13 protein-coding genes are annotated in these 17357 nt (G+C 50.5%); 7 read left to right on the top strand and 6 right to left on the bottom strand.

Features of this window, described 5'->3' with window-relative positions; translation table 11 throughout:
• Window positions 1-98 precede the first annotated feature (98 nt).
• Entirely contained in the window at window positions 99-3284 is a 3186-nt protein-coding gene (locus tag ACFOE0_RS22645; protein WP_248937729.1) for an amidohydrolase family protein, read from the top strand.
• A 105-nt stretch (window positions 3285-3389) separates the two neighbouring features.
• On the opposite strand, the gene ACFOE0_RS22640 is transcribed toward ACFOE0_RS22645, so the two are convergent.
• Window positions 3390-3974, bottom strand: a complete 585-nt coding sequence (locus ACFOE0_RS22640) for a DNA-3-methyladenine glycosylase I (protein WP_248937730.1) — start codon at window positions 3972-3974, stop codon at window positions 3390-3392.
• A gap of 185 nt (window positions 3975-4159) precedes the next feature.
• Here ACFOE0_RS22640 and glyQ point away from each other — a divergent pair, with 185 nt between their 5' ends.
• Window positions 4160-5065 (top strand): glycine--tRNA ligase subunit alpha, encoded by a 906-nt coding sequence (gene glyQ, locus ACFOE0_RS22635; protein WP_115138931.1) that lies wholly within the window; start codon window positions 4160-4162, stop codon window positions 5063-5065.
• 11 nt (window positions 5066-5076) lie between these two features.
• Complete coding sequence (glyS, locus tag ACFOE0_RS22630; RefSeq protein ID WP_248937731.1) at window positions 5077-7146, top strand: glycine--tRNA ligase subunit beta; 2070 nt, start codon at window positions 5077-5079, stop codon at window positions 7144-7146.
• 86 nt (window positions 7147-7232) lie between these two features.
• On the opposite strand, the gene ACFOE0_RS22625 is transcribed toward glyS, so the two are convergent.
• The 5 genes from ACFOE0_RS22625 to dnaA form a co-directional block, all read right to left on the bottom strand.
• The gene (locus tag ACFOE0_RS22625; protein WP_248937732.1) at window positions 7233-8306 is read right to left on the bottom strand and encodes an HDOD domain-containing protein; all 1074 of its coding nucleotides are present in this window, start codon (window positions 8304-8306) and stop codon (window positions 7233-7235) included.
• A 125-nt stretch (window positions 8307-8431) separates the two neighbouring features.
• A complete protein-coding gene (gyrB, locus tag ACFOE0_RS22620; RefSeq protein ID WP_248937733.1) occupies window positions 8432-10849 on the bottom strand; it encodes a DNA topoisomerase (ATP-hydrolyzing) subunit B in 2418 nt (805 codons plus the stop codon).
• A 16-nt stretch (window positions 10850-10865) separates the two neighbouring features.
• A complete protein-coding gene (recF, locus tag ACFOE0_RS22615) occupies window positions 10866-11948 on the bottom strand; it encodes a DNA replication/repair protein RecF (protein ID WP_248937734.1) in 1083 nt (360 codons plus the stop codon).
• Window positions 11949-11993: 45 nt separating this feature from the next.
• Entirely contained in the window at window positions 11994-13094 is a 1101-nt protein-coding gene (gene dnaN / locus ACFOE0_RS22610; RefSeq protein ID WP_248937735.1) for a DNA polymerase III subunit beta, read from the bottom strand.
• A gap of 18 nt (window positions 13095-13112) precedes the next feature.
• Window positions 13113-14489, bottom strand: a complete 1377-nt coding sequence (gene dnaA / locus ACFOE0_RS22605) for a chromosomal replication initiator protein DnaA (RefSeq protein WP_248937736.1) — start codon at window positions 14487-14489, stop codon at window positions 13113-13115.
• 474 nt (window positions 14490-14963) lie between these two features.
• On the opposite strand from dnaA, the gene rpmH reads away from it, so the two are divergent.
• Genes rpmH through yidC form a run of 4 tightly spaced genes read left to right on the top strand, consistent with a single transcriptional unit; the run spans window position 14964 to window position 17308 of the window.
• Complete coding sequence (rpmH, locus tag ACFOE0_RS22600; RefSeq protein ID WP_011758135.1) at window positions 14964-15101, top strand: 50S ribosomal protein L34; 138 nt, start codon at window positions 14964-14966, stop codon at window positions 15099-15101.
• Between the two features lie 17 nt (window positions 15102-15118).
• The gene (gene rnpA, locus ACFOE0_RS22595) at window positions 15119-15475 is read left to right on the top strand and encodes a ribonuclease P protein component (RefSeq protein WP_115138925.1); all 357 of its coding nucleotides are present in this window, start codon (window positions 15119-15121) and stop codon (window positions 15473-15475) included.
• The gene (gene yidD, locus ACFOE0_RS22590) at window positions 15442-15696 is read left to right on the top strand and encodes a membrane protein insertion efficiency factor YidD (RefSeq protein WP_115138924.1); all 255 of its coding nucleotides are present in this window, start codon (window positions 15442-15444) and stop codon (window positions 15694-15696) included. The genes rnpA and yidD overlap by 34 nt, the downstream gene beginning before the upstream one ends.
• Window positions 15697-15700: 4 nt before the next feature.
• Entirely contained in the window at window positions 15701-17308 is a 1608-nt protein-coding gene (gene yidC, locus ACFOE0_RS22585; RefSeq protein WP_248937737.1) for a membrane protein insertase YidC, read from the top strand.
• Window positions 17309-17357 lie beyond the last annotated feature (49 nt).

Raw genomic sequence — 17357 nt, 5'->3', positions numbered from 1 at the left:
CGCGGCAGGGAATATTCCGCACAGTTCCTCAAGAACCTTTGCAAAGCCGGTCTTTCGACACACCGGAAATAACGAAAATAAAGAGCAGGAAAGCTTATATGATCCCTTCAAAATTCAAGCCTATCAGTCTGGCACTGGCGATGACATTCGGCAGTGCCGCAGTGGCTGCCAGCGAATCTTCGGAAGCCTGGCAAGTTAACGCCCCCGCGAATGCTCCACTTGAGCAGGTCACAATTAATGTGAATGAAGGGACATGGATGAACGTGTCCATGTCGCCTGATGGCAAATATATCGTCTTCGACCTGTTGGGAGACATCTATCGCATACCGGCCAAAGGTGGCAAAGCCGAAGTGCTGGCCAGCGGCATCGCCTGGCAGATGCAACCCGTATACAGCCCTGACGGTAAATATATCGCCTTCACTTCCGATGAAGATGGCGGAGACAATATCTGGGTTATGGATGCCGATGGAAAAAACCCAAGAGCGGTTACCTCAGAAACCTTTCGTCTGCTTAACAGCCCAGCATGGAGTCCTGACTCCCAGTACCTGGTCGCCCGCAAACACTTCACCGCCAGCCGCAGCCTGGGTGCCGGTGAAGTATGGCTCTACCACGTTGCAGGCGGAACAGGCGTAAAACTGACTGAGCGTCCAAATGAGCAGAAGGATCTGGGTGAACCCGCCTACTCTCCTGATGGTCGTTATATCTACTTCAGTCAGGATGCAACGCCAGGCAAGACCTTCCACTACTCCAAGGATTCTGTGAAAGGCATCTACAAAATTAAGCGTTACGATACTCAGACAGGTGATATCGAAGTGCTGATTGAAGGCACAGGTGGGGCCATTCGTCCAACCCCAAGTCCTGATGGTAACAAGCTGGCCTACATCAAGCGTGATGGTTTCCAGTCTTCTCTCTACTTGCTCGACCTTAAGTCGGGCCAAACCCAGAAGCTGTTTGGAGACCTCGACCGGGATATGCAGGAAACCTGGGCTATCCATGGCGTTTACCCAACCATGTCATGGACACCTGACAGTGATGAGATCCTGTTTTGGGCCAAAGGTAAAATCAACAGGCTGGATATCGACAACAAACAGGTTGAGCAGATCCCATTTGCGGTAGAAACCCAAATGGATGTTCAGCCTGCCGTGCGTTATACCCAGAATCTGGATGAATCAGAATTCCCAGTAAAAATGCTGCGTATGGCTCAAGTGTCTCCAGATGGCAAACGTGTGGTGTATGAAGCCTTGGGTAAGCTCTGGGTGAAATCGTTACCTGATGGTGATGTGAAGCGCCTCACCAAGCTGGATGATAACCAAAATGAACTCTTCCCTCAGTGGTCACGTGATGGCAAACGCATAGTGTTTACCACCTGGAATGATCAGGAACAGGGAAGCGTAAAAGTGATAGATGTTCGCCGTAAGCGAGTCACCACGCTGACTGAAGAACCCGGTAAATACGTTGAGCCAACCTTTAGCCCTGATGGTAAAGCCGTGGTATTCCGCAAAGCTAAAGGCGGCTATATCACCCCTAGAACCTGGTCTACCAACCCAGGTATCTACTGGGTAGACCTGAAAGGTAATGGTCTGACCAAAATCACCGCCTCAGGCTTCCAGCCTCAGTTTGGTGAAGATAATGAACGCGTCTATTTTATGGAGTCCGGCAAGACTCCTCAGTTCTCATCCATCAATATAAATGGTCATGAGAAGCGTACCCACTACACCAGCAAGCATGCTACTGAGTTCCGCATCAGCCCTGACGGTGAGCACCTGGCATTCGCTGAGCGCTTCAAGGTGTTTGTCACTCCGTTTGCCAAACATGGTGAGACGGTTGAGATAGGCCCTAAGGCCAGTAACCTGCCGGTAGCTCAACTCAGTGTCCGTGCCGGTGAAAGCATCAGCTGGGGTGGCGATAACAACTCCTTGTATTGGACCCTGGGGCCTGACTTATACCAAGCCAAGGTCGATACTGGTTACCAATCAGAAGATGAGGTCAAACCAACAGTCACCGCAATAGGATTCGATCAGGAGGCAGATGTTCCACGTGGAACAATCGCATTTATTGGCGGCCACGTTGTCACTATGGATGGTCCAGATAACAATAAAGTCATTCAAAATGGCGTTGTTGTAGTTAAAGACAATAAGATAGTCGCAGTAGGAGACAGCACCACCAGTATTCCTGATGGAGCAAAGGTTTATGACATTGCCGGCAAAACTATTATGCCGGGACTGTTTGATGCCCATGCCCATGGCGCTCAGGGTGAGAACGAAATTATCCCTCAGCAAAATTGGGAGCTGTATGCCGGCCTCACCTTTGGTGTGACCTCTATCCATGACCCATCCAACGACACCACTGAGATCTTCTCTGCATCTGAACTTCAGAAAGCTGGCAAGATTGCAGGCCCACGTATATTCAGCACGGGCACTATTCTGTATGGTGCCAACCTGCCGGGATACACCTCACATGTAGACTCATTGGATGACGCCAAATTCCACCTTGAGCGTCTCAAGAAGGTCGGCGCATTCAGTGTGAAGAGTTATAACCAGCCACGCCGTAACCAGCGCCAGCAAGTTATAGCCGCCGCCCGTGAACTGGAAATGATGGTGGTACCTGAGGGCGGTAGTTTGATGCAGCATAACCTGACCATGATTACCGATGGCCATACTGGTATCGAGCATTCATTGCCTGCGGCAGCCATCTATAACGACATCAAGCAGTTCTGGAGTCAGACCGAGGTTGGCTACACTCCGACTTTGAATGTGGCCTATGGTGGTATTGCGGGTGAGAACTATTGGTACGATAAGACAGAAGTGTGGGCGCACCCTCGCCTGTCCAAGTATGTTCCTGGCGACCTGTTGGATGCTCGCTCTATGCGTCGCCCAACCGCACCGGATGAGCACTACAACCACTTCAACGTGGTGCGTATCGCCAATGAGATAAATAAGTTGGGCATTAAATCCAACATTGGTGCACATGGTCAACGTGAAGGACTGGGGGCTCATTGGGAGATATGGATGTTTGCCCAGGGCGGTATGAGTAACCTTGAAGCTCTGAAAACGGCTACCATCAACCCGGCCAAGCACTTTGCCATGGACCATCAGATTGGCTCACTCACGCCGGGTAAGCTGGCCGACATAATAGTGATCGATGGTAACCCGCTGGAAGATATCCGGGTCACAGACAAGGTCAGCTACACCATGGTAAACGGTAAACTCTATGATGCCGAAACCATGAATGAGCTGAATGGCGACAAGCGCGAACGCCAGCCTTTCTTCTTTGAAGAAAAATAGTGTCGCCTGAAACACTGTAAACAAAAAAGGAGTGTTCCACGTGGAACACTCCTTTTATTTTGTAAACCGGACTCAGATTCAGCTGACCTCAGCAGACCCAAATTCTCAATCTTTACCCAAGGCCTTGCACTCCTGGTAGCAGTGGCAATCAATCAGATGATCGTTCACCATCCCGACTGCCTGCATAAAAGCATAAACAATAGTGGGGCCAACAAAATTAAACCCAAGCTTCTTCAGTGCTTTTGACATTGCCTCAGACTCTGGTGTTTGTGCTGGCAGCGCATCATCTCGGCTGAAACTATTTTGAATAGGCTTACCGCCGACAAAATCCCACAGGAATTTACCGAAGTCATTGCCACCATCCACAAAGGCAACATAAGCTCTGGCATTCTTAATAATGGAATTAACCTTTAGACGGTTACGTACTATTCCCGGATTCTGGAGTAACTCCTCCACCTTATTCTGGTCGAATTGAGCTATTTTGTACGGATCAAAATCAGCAAAAGCCTGCTCATAGTTCTTTTGTTTCTTTAGTATGGTTAACCATGATAACCCAGCTTGTTGACCATCAAGACAGAGCTTGGCGAACAGCTCCCGGTCATCATAAACAGGTCGACCCCAAACTATGTCGTGATATTCCAGATATTGAGGATCACTGCTTACCCAGGTGCAACGCTTCAACTCTGACATTCCGGCTCCTTGTGAAACTTTCCAGACCATTAAGGGGAGCAACTCTGTGACAAACAAAAGTTGAGAGAACTCCCTCTGCCCAACACAGGATTTGTGGGCTAATCCGTTAAAAATTAACCTACATAAGACTCCGTCCACAAGGTATAATCTGAACCATTTTCTATATTCAGCCTGACAGCAGTAATATGACTAGCAAACACGACGTGAAAACATTCCAGGGTTTCATCCTGACCCTGCAGGAATATTGGGCGCAGCAGGGCTGTGCCATTGTCCAACCTTTAGACATGGAAGTGGGTGCTGGTACATTCCATCCGCAAACCTTCCTGCGTTCTCTGGGCCCTGAGCCAATGAGCAGCGCTTATGTGCAGCCTTCCCGTCGTCCTACCGATGGTCGTTATGGTGACAACCCTAACCGTCTGCAGCATTACTACCAGTTCCAGGTAGTCCTTAAGCCTTCTCCTGACAATATTCAGGAACTGTACCTGGGCTCTCTTGAAGCTTTGGGTATCGACACTCAGGTACACGATATTCGCTTCGTGGAAGACAACTGGGAATCCCCTACTCTGGGAGCCTGGGGTCTGGGCTGGGAAGTTTGGCTGAACGGTATGGAAGTGACTCAGTTCACTTACTTCCAGCAAGTAGGTGGTCTGGAATGCTCTCCGGTAACCGGCGAAATCACCTATGGTCTGGAACGCCTGGCTATGTATATTCAAGGCGTAGACAGTGTTTATGATCTGGTATGGACCGACGGTCCCATGGGTCGCATTACCTATGGTGATGTGTTCCACCAGAACGAAGTAGAACAGTCTACTTACAACTTCGAGCACGCCAACGTGGACTTCCTGTTCCAGGTATTCGACGAGTGCGAAAAGATGTGTCAGCACCTGCTGTCTCTGGAAACTCCATTACCTCTGCCAGCCTACGAGCAAGTGATGAAAGCCTCTCACGCTTTCAACCTGCTGGATGCCCGTCACGCAATCTCTGTGACTGAGCGTCAGCGCTATATCCTGCGCGTACGTACCTTGGCAAAAGCCGTGGCAGAAGCTTATTACCAGTCCCGTGAGGCACTGGGCTTCCCAATGTGTAAGTAGAGGTAATATCAATGAAATATCAAAACCTGCTGATTGAACTCGGCACTGAAGAACTGCCACCAAAAGCTCTGCGTACACTGGCTGAATCTTTCCTGGCCAACTTCACCGAAGAGCTGAACAAGGCTGATCTGGCGTTTGAAAACAGCCAGTGGTTTGCCGCTCCCCGTCGCCTGGCACTGAAAATCGACGGTCTGGCACTGGCTCAGGAAGACAAGATTGTTGAAAAACGCGGCCCGGCTGTCAGCTCCGCGTTTGACGCTGAAGGTAACCCAACCAAGGCCGCTCAGGGCTGGGCCCGTGGTAACGGCATCAGTGTTGATCAGGCTGAGCGCCTGGCGACAGATAAAGGTGAATGGCTGGTATATCGCGCCAAAGTTGAAGGTGCAGAAACCAAGACTCTGGTTCCAGCCATGGCGCAGCGTGCCTTGGACAAACTGCCAATCCCCAAGCCTATGCGTTGGGGTTCCAACAAGACCCAATTTATCCGCCCTGTTCACACTGTCACTATGCTGATGGGTGATGAGCTGATCGCTGGCGAACTGCTGGGTATTGAGTCAGCTCGTACCGTACGCGGTCACCGCTTTATGGGCGAGTCCAGCTTCGAACTGGATCATGCTGATAACTATCTGGCAGCCCTGTTGGAGCGTGGCAAGGTCATGGCTGACTACGAAGCCCGTAAAGCCATTATCAAAGCAGACGCCGAGAAAGCGGCACAGCAGATTGGCGGTATCCCGAATATCGAAGAAGATCTGCTGGAAGAGGTGACCTCTTTGGTTGAATGGCCAGTGGTACTGACCGCCTCTTTTGAAGACAAGTTCCTGGCGGTTCCTGCCGAAGCCCTGGTTTATACCATGAAGGGTGACCAGAAGTACTTCCCTGTGTTCGACAAGGAAGGCAAGCTGCTGCCTAACTTTATCTTCGTATCCAACATCATTTCCAAAGATCCTCAGCAGGTTATCTCTGGTAACGAGAAGGTTGTTCGTCCACGTCTGGCCGATGCTGAGTTCTTCTTCAACACCGACAAGAAGCAGACTCTGGAATCCCGTCTGGCCAGCCTGGAAACCGTGGTATTCCAGCAGAAGCTGGGTACCCTGAAAGCCCGTGTTGAACGTATCTCCAAACTGGCTGGCTTTATTGCCGCTGGTATTGATGCCAACCAGGCAGACGCTGAGCGCGCAGGCCTGCTGTCCAAAGCAGACCTGATGACCAATATGGTGATGGAGTTTACCGACACCCAGGGCACCATGGGTATGCACTATGCCCGTCTGGACGGTGAAACTGAAGCCGTAGCAGTGGCACTGGAAGAGCAGTACAAGCCTAAGTTCTCCGGTGATACCGTACCGACCGCCGGCGTTTCCTGCGCAGTAGCCCTGGCTGAGAAGCTGGATACCCTGACAGGTATCTTTGGTATTGGCCAGGCACCTAAAGGCGCTGCCGACCCATTTGCCCTGCGTCGTGCCGCCATTGGTGTGCTGCGTATTATCGTAGACAACAAGCTGCCACTGGATCTGGTTGACCTGATCTCCAAAGGTATTGAGCTGCACGGTGACAGCCTCACCAACGCCAATGCCGCTGAAGAGGTGCTGGAGTTCCTGATGGCCCGTTTCCGCGCTTGGTATCAGGACAAAGGTATCAGCACTGACGTTATCCTGGCTGTACTGGCACGTCGTCCAACCCGCCCGGCTGACTTTGATGCCCGTATCCTGGCCGTAGCTCACTTCCGTACCATGGATGAGGCTCTGGCACTGGCAGCAGCTAACAAGCGTGTTTCCAACATTCTGGCCAAGGTGGAAGGCGAACTGCCAACTGAGATTAAATCTGAACTGTTGACCGAAGCAGCTGAGCAAGCTCTGGCTGCCAAGCTGACAGAACTGCAGCCACAGCTGGCACCACTGTTTGCTGCCGGTGAGTACCAGCAGGCGCTGACTCTGCTGGCCAGCCTGCGCGATGCCGTTGACGCCTTCTTCGAAGACGTGATGGTAATGGCTGATGATATGGCTCTGCGTAACAACCGTCTGGCGCTACTGAATCAGTTGCGTGAGCAGTTCCTGCACGTAGCCGATATCTCTCTGCTGCAATAATCGCTATCAATGAGATTATTGATGACCGATTAGCGATAACTGGTTATCCACTAAAGAAAAACGCGCCCAAGGGCGCGTTTTTTTATTTACTGTATCTGTTTCAAGTGAACACTGAGCGCATCAAATTCCTCGGGGGTCACCCCGGCCCTTTGTTGCAATGCCGTCAGCACATTGGGTTCCAACTTGCCGGACTCATTAAGCATGTAGAGCTCACTCACCAGGTTGGCACGCCAGATAACCAGAGATATCCCCTCTTCTGGCTGACCATCAACAGCAGCCAACTGCGACAATGTTTCGGTAATAGTCTCAGGCAGGTGCCAGCAATTGGCCAAAACAGCGCTGAGCGTCAGACTGCGGGCCGTCATCACCTGACGGAACAGAGACGAACAGGGTTGTTCCCCCTGCTCTGATTGGGCAAATGCATCAAGCAGCATCTTAAATATCGCTATCTTGCCAACGTCGTGCACCAACGCAATCATAAAGGCATCATCCGCCTGTTCCCGGTCGGCAAACTGCCCCGCCAACCAGGCAACCTGCTGAGAGTGGCGCCAGATTTGCGCCCCAAAGCGGCGAAAATAGATGGGCTTGATATCCATCATCTCCTTGACCATGCAGGATGCTACCATCTGGCGGATCTGTTCCCGGCCCAGCTGAACTACTGCCTGCTGCAGCCCGGAGATCTCCTTTTGACTGAGACGAAATGCCGGAGAGTTACACAACTTAAGCACCTCTACACTCAATACGGGATCCTGCTGGAGCAAAGCAAGGATCCCCTCGATATCCGTGTCAGGGTGTTTTAGTTGATTATCCAGCTCCACCAGCCGACTGGGCAGAGACAAGACGTTGTCGGCGATCTGCTGCGGCGACGCCAGTGCTTCGGTTACCGCTTCAATCACCTGTTTTTCGAGGGTATTGGCCACACCTCCTGAGTCCTCACTACCCGCCTGAAACAACAGGCTGTAGAACAGGGCGGTGACATCGATATGGTTGGTCTGAGCATGAGTCTGGCTGGTTGAAGGTGCCTGCTGGGGCTGAGACCTTACCGCCTCTTTAGCTTGCTGCTCGACCACCTTTCGCTCGCTGCTTTTAAACACATTCTCATTTTTGAGCTCGTGCTCATCCCGTAGGTTAAATACGGATTTTATTATTTTTTTAAACAAAGCTCGGCTTCCTGATTAGTTATATATCCAGGCTTTGTTTTAAGTATAAGTCAGACTTTTGATGCCATTCAGAAATTGCAGACACAAAAAAACCGGCACTGGGCCGGTTTCTTTAAGAGGGCGTATTAGACGTCCAGAGTCGCGTTCAGTGCGTTGGCTTCAATGAAGTCACGACGAGGTTCAACCTGGTCACCCATCAGGGTATTGAACAGCTGATCAGCACCAATAGCATCTTCAATGGTCACCTGCAGCATACGACGCTGCTCAGGATCCATGGTGGTTTCCCACAACTGCTCAGGGTTCATCTCACCCAGACCCTTATAGCGCTGGATATACAGGCCACGCTTGGATTCAGACATCAACCAGTCCAGAGCATCAACAAAGTTGTCTACTTCTTTGGTACGCTCACCACGTTGCACATAGCCACCATCTTCAACCAAGCCATCCAACGACTGACCCATCTTCACAATACGCTGGTAATCAGCAGATTGGATAAAGTCATAGCTGAACAGATAGTGAGTATCGATACCATGCTTACGAATGGTTACCTGAGGCAGGTACACATTGCGCTCAGGATCCAGCACAGGCATTGCGCTGTACAACACACCAGAGCTTTCACGCTCGGTCAGATCGTCAACCAGAGCCTGACACCAGGCAGCAATAGTCGCTTCATCATTCAGCATCTCAACAGTCACTGCAGGATGATAGATCATGCGGTCAGTAACCACTTCAGGGTAGCGCTGAGACAGGCGATCAATGGTGTTTTCCACTTCGCGATACTGGTTTACCAGACGCTCCAGTGGCTCACCGCTCATACCCGGGGTACCAGGTGAAGAGTACAGGCTGGCGTTATCCAGTGCCTGAGTAGTCAGATACTCGATACGGGCAGCTTCATCTTTCAGATACTGCTCCTGCTTACCTTTTTTCACTTTGTACAGAGGTGGCTGGGCGATATACACATAACCGCGCTCAATCAGTTCAGGCATCTGACGGAAGAAGAAGGTCAACAGCAGCGTACGAATGTGGGAGCCGTCGACGTCAGCATCCGTCATGATGATGATGTTGTGGTAACGGGTTTTGTCCGGATCGTACTCATCGCGGCCGATACCACAGCCAAGTGCAGTGATCAGCGTCGCCACTTCCTGAGAAGACAGCATCTTATCGAAGCGCGCTTTTTCTACGTTAAGGATCTTACCTTTCAGTGGCAGAATCGCCTGATTCTTACGGTTTCGGCCCTGTTTGGCGGATCCGCCGGCCGAGTCACCCTCCACTATGTAGATTTCGGAAAGACCAGGGTCTTTCTCCTGACAGTCGGCCAGCTTACCCGGCAGACCGCCCAGATCCAGAGCGCCTTTACGACGGGTCATCTCACGGGCTTTACGGGCAGCTTCACGGGCACGGGCTGCGTCGATAATCTTGCCAACAATCATCTTGGCGTCAGCAGGGTTTTCCAGCAGGTAATCATTCAGACGCTCACCCATGGTCTGCTCAACTGCACCTTTAACTTCACTGGATACCAGCTTGTCTTTGGTCTGGGAGCTGAACTTTGGATCAGGCACTTTAACTGAGATTACGGCAGTCAAACCTTCACGGGCATCATCACCTGTAGCGTTGGTCTTACCCTTCTTATTGAAGCCTTCACGCTCCATATAGTTGTTCAGGTTACGGGTCAAAGCGCCACGGAAACCTGCCAGGTGAGTACCACCATCACGCTGAGGGATGTTGTTGGTAAAACAGTAAATGTTTTCCTGGAAACCGTCATTCCACTGCATGGCAACTTCAACGGTAATACCATCTTCTTCGCGCTCAGCGGTGAAGTGGAATACGTCTTTGTTAACCGGAGTCTTGTTGCGGTTCAGGTATTCAACGAAGGCGCTGATACCACCTTCATATTTGAAGAAATCATCTTTGTTGTCGCGCTCGTCGACCAGACGAATGCCCACACCTGAGTTCAGGAATGACAGCTCGCGTACACGCTTGGCCAGAATCTCATAGTGGAACAGTGTGTCAGAGAAGGTCTCATGACTTGGCCAGAAGCGGATCATGGTACCGGTTTTAGTCGCTTCGCCCACTACGGCGATTGGCGCATCAGGCACACCATGGGTATAAAACTGCTCGTGAACCTTACCTTCACGGCGAATAGTCAGCTGCAGTTTTTCAGACAGGGCGTTTACTACAGAAACACCCACACCGTGCAGACCACCGGATACCTTATAGGAGTTGTCATCGAACTTACCGCCGGCGTGCAGTACAGTCATGATCACTTCGGCAGCAGACACGCCCTCTTCAGGGTGAATGGCTACCGGAATACCACGACCATCATCCTGTACGGACACTGAGCCATCGGTATGGATAGTGATGGTGATATCACTACAGTGGCCAGCCAAAGCTTCATCGATAGAGTTATCGACTACTTCGAATACCATGTGATGCAGGCCTGTGCCATCATCGGTGTCACCAATATACATCCCAGGTCTTTTACGTACTGCATCAAGGCCTTTAAGAACCTTAATACTCGAAGAATCGTAACTATTCTCTGACATATTATTCTCTCGTCGTTTATTCAACTTGCGTTACACGCCCGTGTTCCACATGGAACATCCTGCTTGGAGCCCGGTGGAGCGAGTCGACTATGGCTGAAGGTTCAATAGCGGTAACAAACACCTGAGCACCGGTATCGGTTAATTGCTTCAACAACAGCCGCCTGTGGTCGGCGTCCAACTCTGATGGCAAATCGTCCACCAGATATATGCTGTTTTTGTCCGATTGCTGTTTAAGCAATTTGCCCTGGGCAATGCGCAGCGCGCATACCAGCAACTTTAATTGCCCCCGTGAAAGAGCGTCCTGTGCCGGTAGATTTCCCACCCGCAGACGAAGGTCTGCTTTATGGGGGCCACTGACTGTGTGTCCCAGTGACAGATCACGTTGATATTGGGTCTCAAGTAACTGAGCCAAGTCCGTTTTACTGTCCCAGCCACGGGTAAAAGACACCTTAACAGAAACCCGTGGTAAAAACTCTCCGATTATACCCTTTAACAGCTCATTTAACGAGTCTACATAAGCGTTTCGGATGGATGTTACCTGCTCGGCATAGCGAACCAATTCCCTGTCCCAGAATTGGATATTGGAATAAGAAGATCCGTCCCTGAGCAACTGGTTTCTCTGCTTGAGAATACGGCGGGTATTGGTCCATGCCTGATAAAAATGGGGATCTGAATGAAATGCTCCCCAATCGATAAACTGACGACGGGATTTAGGGCCTTCAAACAGCAAAGAAAAGCTCTCAGGCGTGATCACCTGAATAGGCAGGGTCTCAGCCAGCACTGACAGACGTTTAACTTTGTCGCCATTAATGCGGACTTCAGTATCGCCATTACGACTGCGGCGGAAACCCACTTTATCTTCACCTCTGGTGTGCTGCATCACGGCAAACACGGTCAGCTGATCAGCATCAGTGTTTATCACCCTTTGGGAAAGGTGACTACGAAAGGAACGACCCATACCCAGAAAGTAGATGGCTTCCAGAATACTGGTTTTGCCACTGCCGTTCAGGCCATAGATCAAATTCAGCCCATCGCCGGGAAGCAATTGGGCTGAATCAATATTGCGAAAGGTATCGATTTTGAGGCGAATAAGACTCATGTGCTGAAAACAGTACCGCCGGCACAGGCCGGCGGTTTACCTAAACTAGAGACGCATTGGCATCACCACGTACATGGAATCTTCTTCCACGTGGTTTTCAATCAATGCACTTGAGTTGCCGTCCAGCAAAGTAATGCGGACATCTTCGCTGCGCAGATTGTTGAGCACATCCAGCAGGTAGGAAACGTTAAACCCAATCTCCAGTGGCTGGGACTGATATTCAACATCAATGATCTCTTCCGCCTCTTCCTGTTCAGGGTTGTTGGCAGTAATTTTCAGCAGATCAGGTTCCAACTGAATACGCACACCGCGGAACTTCTCGTTGGAGAGGATAGATGCACGGGTCAGCGCTTGTTTCAGCGACTGGCGGGTCGCAATCACAACCTTATCACCGCCCTTTGGCAACACGCGACGATAGTCAGGGAAGCGTCCATCAACCAGCTTACTGGTGAATACTGCGGTCGCAGTGGTAGCGCGGATAGCGTTCTCGCCAATGGCGATATGGATATCCTGATCTTCGCTGTCCAGCAGACGGGACAGTTCAGTGACACCTTTACGTGGCACGATTACCTGTTTTTCCGGCAGGTTCACTTCCAGGGCTCTGTGGCTCAGCGCCAGACGGTGACCATCGGTCGCCACAGCACGAACTACACTGCCCTCGGTTTCAATCAGCAGACCATTCAGGTAATAACGCACATCCTGATTGGCCATGGAGAATTGAGTGGCATCGATCAGAGACTTGATAGTGCCCTGCTTGAGGGTAAATTCGATATCACTCTGGAAAGCATCGACGTTTGGATACTCTTCAGCAGGCAAAGTGGCCAGAGAGAAACGGCTGCGGCCACAGCGTAATAACCACTTGTTATCCTGCTGCTCGATCTTGAGTTCTGTTTGCTCAGGCAAAGACTTCACAATATCCAGCAACTTCTTGGCTGGCACTGTGGTACGGCCTTCCTGAATGTCGCCATGGACTTGAGCCTGGCCCACCAGCTCCACTTCCAGATCAGTACCGGTCATCTTAAGCGAGTTAGCACTCACTTCCACCAGCAGGTTAGACAGAATAGGCAGGTTGTGACGGCGTTCTACGGCACCGCTCACCAGTTGAAGCGGCTTTAACAGGGCATCCCTATCGATTGAAAATTTCATTATCTTCAGTTCCCGATGTTAGGAAGACAAGGTGCGGATCAGGTTCGCGTAATCTTCTTTAATGTCGTGGCTTTCTTCACGCAGCTGAGCAATCTTGCGACAGGCATGCAATACCGTTGTATGGTCACGTCCACCAAAGGCGTCGCCAATTTCCGGCAAGCTCTGGTTGGTCAACTCCTTGGCCAGCGCCATCGCCATTTGGCGTGGACGAGCAACACTGCGGGAGCGACGCTTGGACAGCATATCTGCCATCTTGATCTTGTAGTACTCAGCTACTGTCTTTTGGATATTGTCTATAGTGACCAATTTTTCCTGCAGAGCCAAGAGGTCGCGAAGCGCTTCTCTAACAAAATCAATGGTAATAGGTCGACCGGTGAAGTTGGCGTTGGCAATAACCCGGTTCAGGGCGCCTTCCAGTTCACGGACGTTGGATCTCAGTCGCTTGGCGATAAAGAAAGCCACTTCATCGGGCAGGTTAATACCACTCTCCTGAGCCTTGCGCATCAGAATCGCCACCCGGGTTTCCAGTTCCGGCGGTTCAATGGCAACGGTCAGGCCCCAGCCGAAGCGGGACTTAAGACGATCTTCTACCCCGTCGATCTCCTTTGGATAGCGATCAGAGGTCAGAATGATCTGGTGGTTACCTTCCAACAAAGCGTTAAAGGTGTGGAAGAACTCTTCCTGGGATCTGTCTTTATTGGCAAAAAACTGAATGTCATCGATAAACAGCGCATCAACACTGCGGTAGTAGCGTTTGAACTCTTCGATGGCATTGTTTTGCAGTGCTTTAACCATGTCCTGAACAAATCGTTCAGAATGCATGTAAACCACTTTGGCATTTGGGTTGTTCTTAATAATGCCGTTACCCACTGCGTGCAGCAGGTGGGTTTTACCCAAACCTGTACCGCCATAAAGAAACAAGGGGTTATAGGCACCACCCGGATTCTCGGCAACCTGCAGTGCAGCAGCCTTACCCAATTGGTTCGATTTACCTTCAACAAAGTTATCGAACTGATAGGTGGGGTTAATATTGCTGCGGTGACCGGCAGGTGCCGCTACAGGCTCAACACTGTTAAATGAGGTGGTTGGTTTGGCTGCAGCAGTCGCTGGACGCGCCGCAGCAGGTGCAGGCGTGGCTGGTCGGGCAGAGGGGCGACTGCCGATATCGAAGCGCAGTTTTGGGGCATCGTTACCCATTTGCTCAGTGAAAAACTGAGCGATCATGTTCAGGTATTTGTCTCTGACCCAGTCCAGTACAAAGCGGTTTGGTGCATACAACACCAGAGTATCGCCTTCCATTTCAGCCTGTAACGGTCTAATCCACATACTGAATTGTTGTGCAGAAAGCTCATCCTGCAGTCTACCGATACATTGTTGCCAAAGCGAAACAGCCACTGAACTTATCCCCAAAAGATCAACCGAAAGGGGGTTATTCTATAGTGAGATCCAAAGGATCGCTATCCTTAAAAGCGATTTATCAACAGCAAGATCGCAGAAACAAATCCACTGCCCGGAGTCAAGATCTTCTGCGATCTTTTTATCGCTGCAAGCCCCATAAAAGCCGCTTTATAAAGCGATCGCTATTGATCTATAATCACCGGCCCGCGATCACACCGTTTGAGGTGAGATCTACCAGATGTAGTGGCTCTTCACAGAGTTATCCACACTTTGTGGTGTTTTGATCTGAATAAGGTCGAAGTGGGCACAGAGCGAATTAATCAAAGACTGGGTAATGTGTGTTGACGCCATTTCCTAAAGTGATTACAATTCGGCCTCTTTTTTGTCCTTACCTCTGGCCTGTTTATTAGCTGTAAGCTAAAGGCGATAGAGATAAGGTAACGTTAACCTATAAAGACGGATTGCCAAATCATGAGTAAACGTACTTTTCAACCAAGCAACCTGAAGCGCAAGCGTTCTCACGGCTTCCGCGCTCGCATGGCTACTGCCAACGGCCGTAAGGTGCTGGCTCGTCGCCGCGCCAAAGGTCGTGCTCGCCTGTCTGCCTAATCGGAGCATAGCTTCAGGTGACTGGCTACACCTTTTCGCGGGAGTTACGTCTGTTAACTCCCGCGCAATTCAAATCTGTATTTTCCAACCCTATCAAAGCCTCTTCTGCTGAAATAACTTTGCTTGCCATTCCGAATTCGGAGAACCATCCGCGCTTGGGTCTGACTGTTGCAAAGAAACACGTTCGACGTGCTAACCAACGTAACCGGGTAAAACGCCTGGTCCGCGAAAGTTTCCGTTTGAATCAGCATGAGTTGCCGCCGATTGACATTGTTGTACTGGTCAGAGGTGGTGTTTTGGCTATGGAAAATGCCGAGCTCAACAAGTTGATAGAAAAGCTATGGCGAAAACTCTCTCGCCGCTACAATGGCTGACGACCGCGGTTATCCGCGGCTATCAAATTTTCATCAGTCCCCTCCTGGGACCTCGATGTCGTTTCACTCCGACATGCTCCAATTATGCTATTGAAGCCATCCGAATTCACGGAACTGTGAAAGGTAGTTGGTTTGCCATCAAACGCATATTAAAATGTCACCCTTTACATCCCGGCGGTAGTGATCCCGTCCCCCCTAAAAACGACAGGTGTAATAAATAAGGTTATGGAATCTCAACGCAATATATTGCTGATCGGTCTGCTGTTTGTCAGCTTTCTGCTGTGGCAACAGTGGCAGGCAGATAAAGCGCCACAAGCTCAGGCTCAGACCAATGTGGCCACTCAAACTGTTCAACACAGTACCGATGTTCCTGAATCGGACGCATCAGTACCGGCAACGGTAACTGCCTCAAAGGACCTGATCACGGTTAAAACCGACCAGCTGGATGTGAAAATCAATCCTGTAGGTGGTGACATCGTTTATGCAGCTCTGCTGTCCCATAAGCTGGAACTGGGCAAAGATGAGCCTTTCGTTCTGCTTGAGCAAACCCCTGGTTTCACCTATATCGCCCAAAGTGGTCTGATTGGTGCCAATGGTATCGACTCTGTTAACGGTCGTGCTCACTTCACCGCAGCCAAGACTGAGTATGTAATGACAGGCGACACCCTGGACGTGCCACTGACTTACACAGCTGAGAATGGCGCAACCTTCACCAAAATCTTCTCTTTCCGTAAGGGTGAGTTCGACGTTGGTGTTGATTACCGTATTCACAACACTTCTGCTGAACCTCTGAGTGTTCAGATGTATGGTCAAATCAAGCAGACCGTGCGTGCAAGTGACTCCAGCATGATGATGCCAACTTATCGCGGTGGCGCTTTCTCTACTGAAAAAGAACGCTACGAAAAGTATGACTTTGATGAGATGGCCAAAGCCAATCTGGATGAAAAAACCCAGGGCGGTTGGGTTGCCATGCTGCAACACTATTTTGTGTCAGCCTGGGTGCCTCAGGCCAATGAGCAAAACATCCTGTTTACCCGTGAAAGCAATGGTGTAGCCAACATTGGCTTCCGCACGCCTGTATTCACAGTTGCTCCAGGTGCCACTGACAATGTTGCAGCTAAGTTCTACGTTGGTCCTAAAGATCAGGCTGCTCTGTCTGCACTGTCTCCAACCCTGAACCTGGTAGTGGACTACGGCTTCCTGTGGTGGTTGGCTGTACCTATCTACAAGCTGCTGATGTTCTTCCAGAGCATCGTTGGCAACTGGGGTGTGGCGATTATCCTGATCACCCTGACTGTACGAGGTGCTCTGTACCCGCTGACCAAAGCTCAGTACACCTCCATGGCCAAGATGCGTAACCTGCAACCTAAGCTGCAGGAGATGAAAGAGCGTTATGGTGATGACCGTCAGAAGATGGGTCAGGCAATGATGGAGCTGTACAAGAAAGAGAAAGTTAACCCTATGGGTGGCTGTCTGCCTATCTTGTTGCAGATGCCAATCTTCATCGCTCTGTACTGGGTACTGCTGGAATCTGTTGAACTGCGCCACGCGCCGTTTATGCTGTGGATTAACGACCTGTCGGTACAGGATCCATACTATGTACTGCCTATCCTGATGGGTGTATCAATGTATGTTATGCAGAAGATGCAGCCTATGGCTCCGACCATGGACCCTATGCAGGTGAAGATGATGCAGTGGATGCCAGTGGTATTTACCGTATTCTTCCTGTGGTTCCCAGCTGGTCTGGTTCTGTACTGGTTGGTAGGTAACCTGGTTGCCATTATCCAGCAGAAGATTATTTATGCCCAGCTGGAGAAAAAAGGCTTAAAATAAGCCTCCAGGCTAAAGCTTGAACACAAGGCGGCCCCAATGGCCGCCTTTT

Source organism: Shewanella submarina (assembly GCF_042646185.1).
GTDB lineage: Bacteria > Pseudomonadota > Gammaproteobacteria > Enterobacterales > Shewanellaceae > Shewanella > Shewanella corallii.
This window is presented reverse-complemented; position numbering and strand designations above follow the sequence as displayed.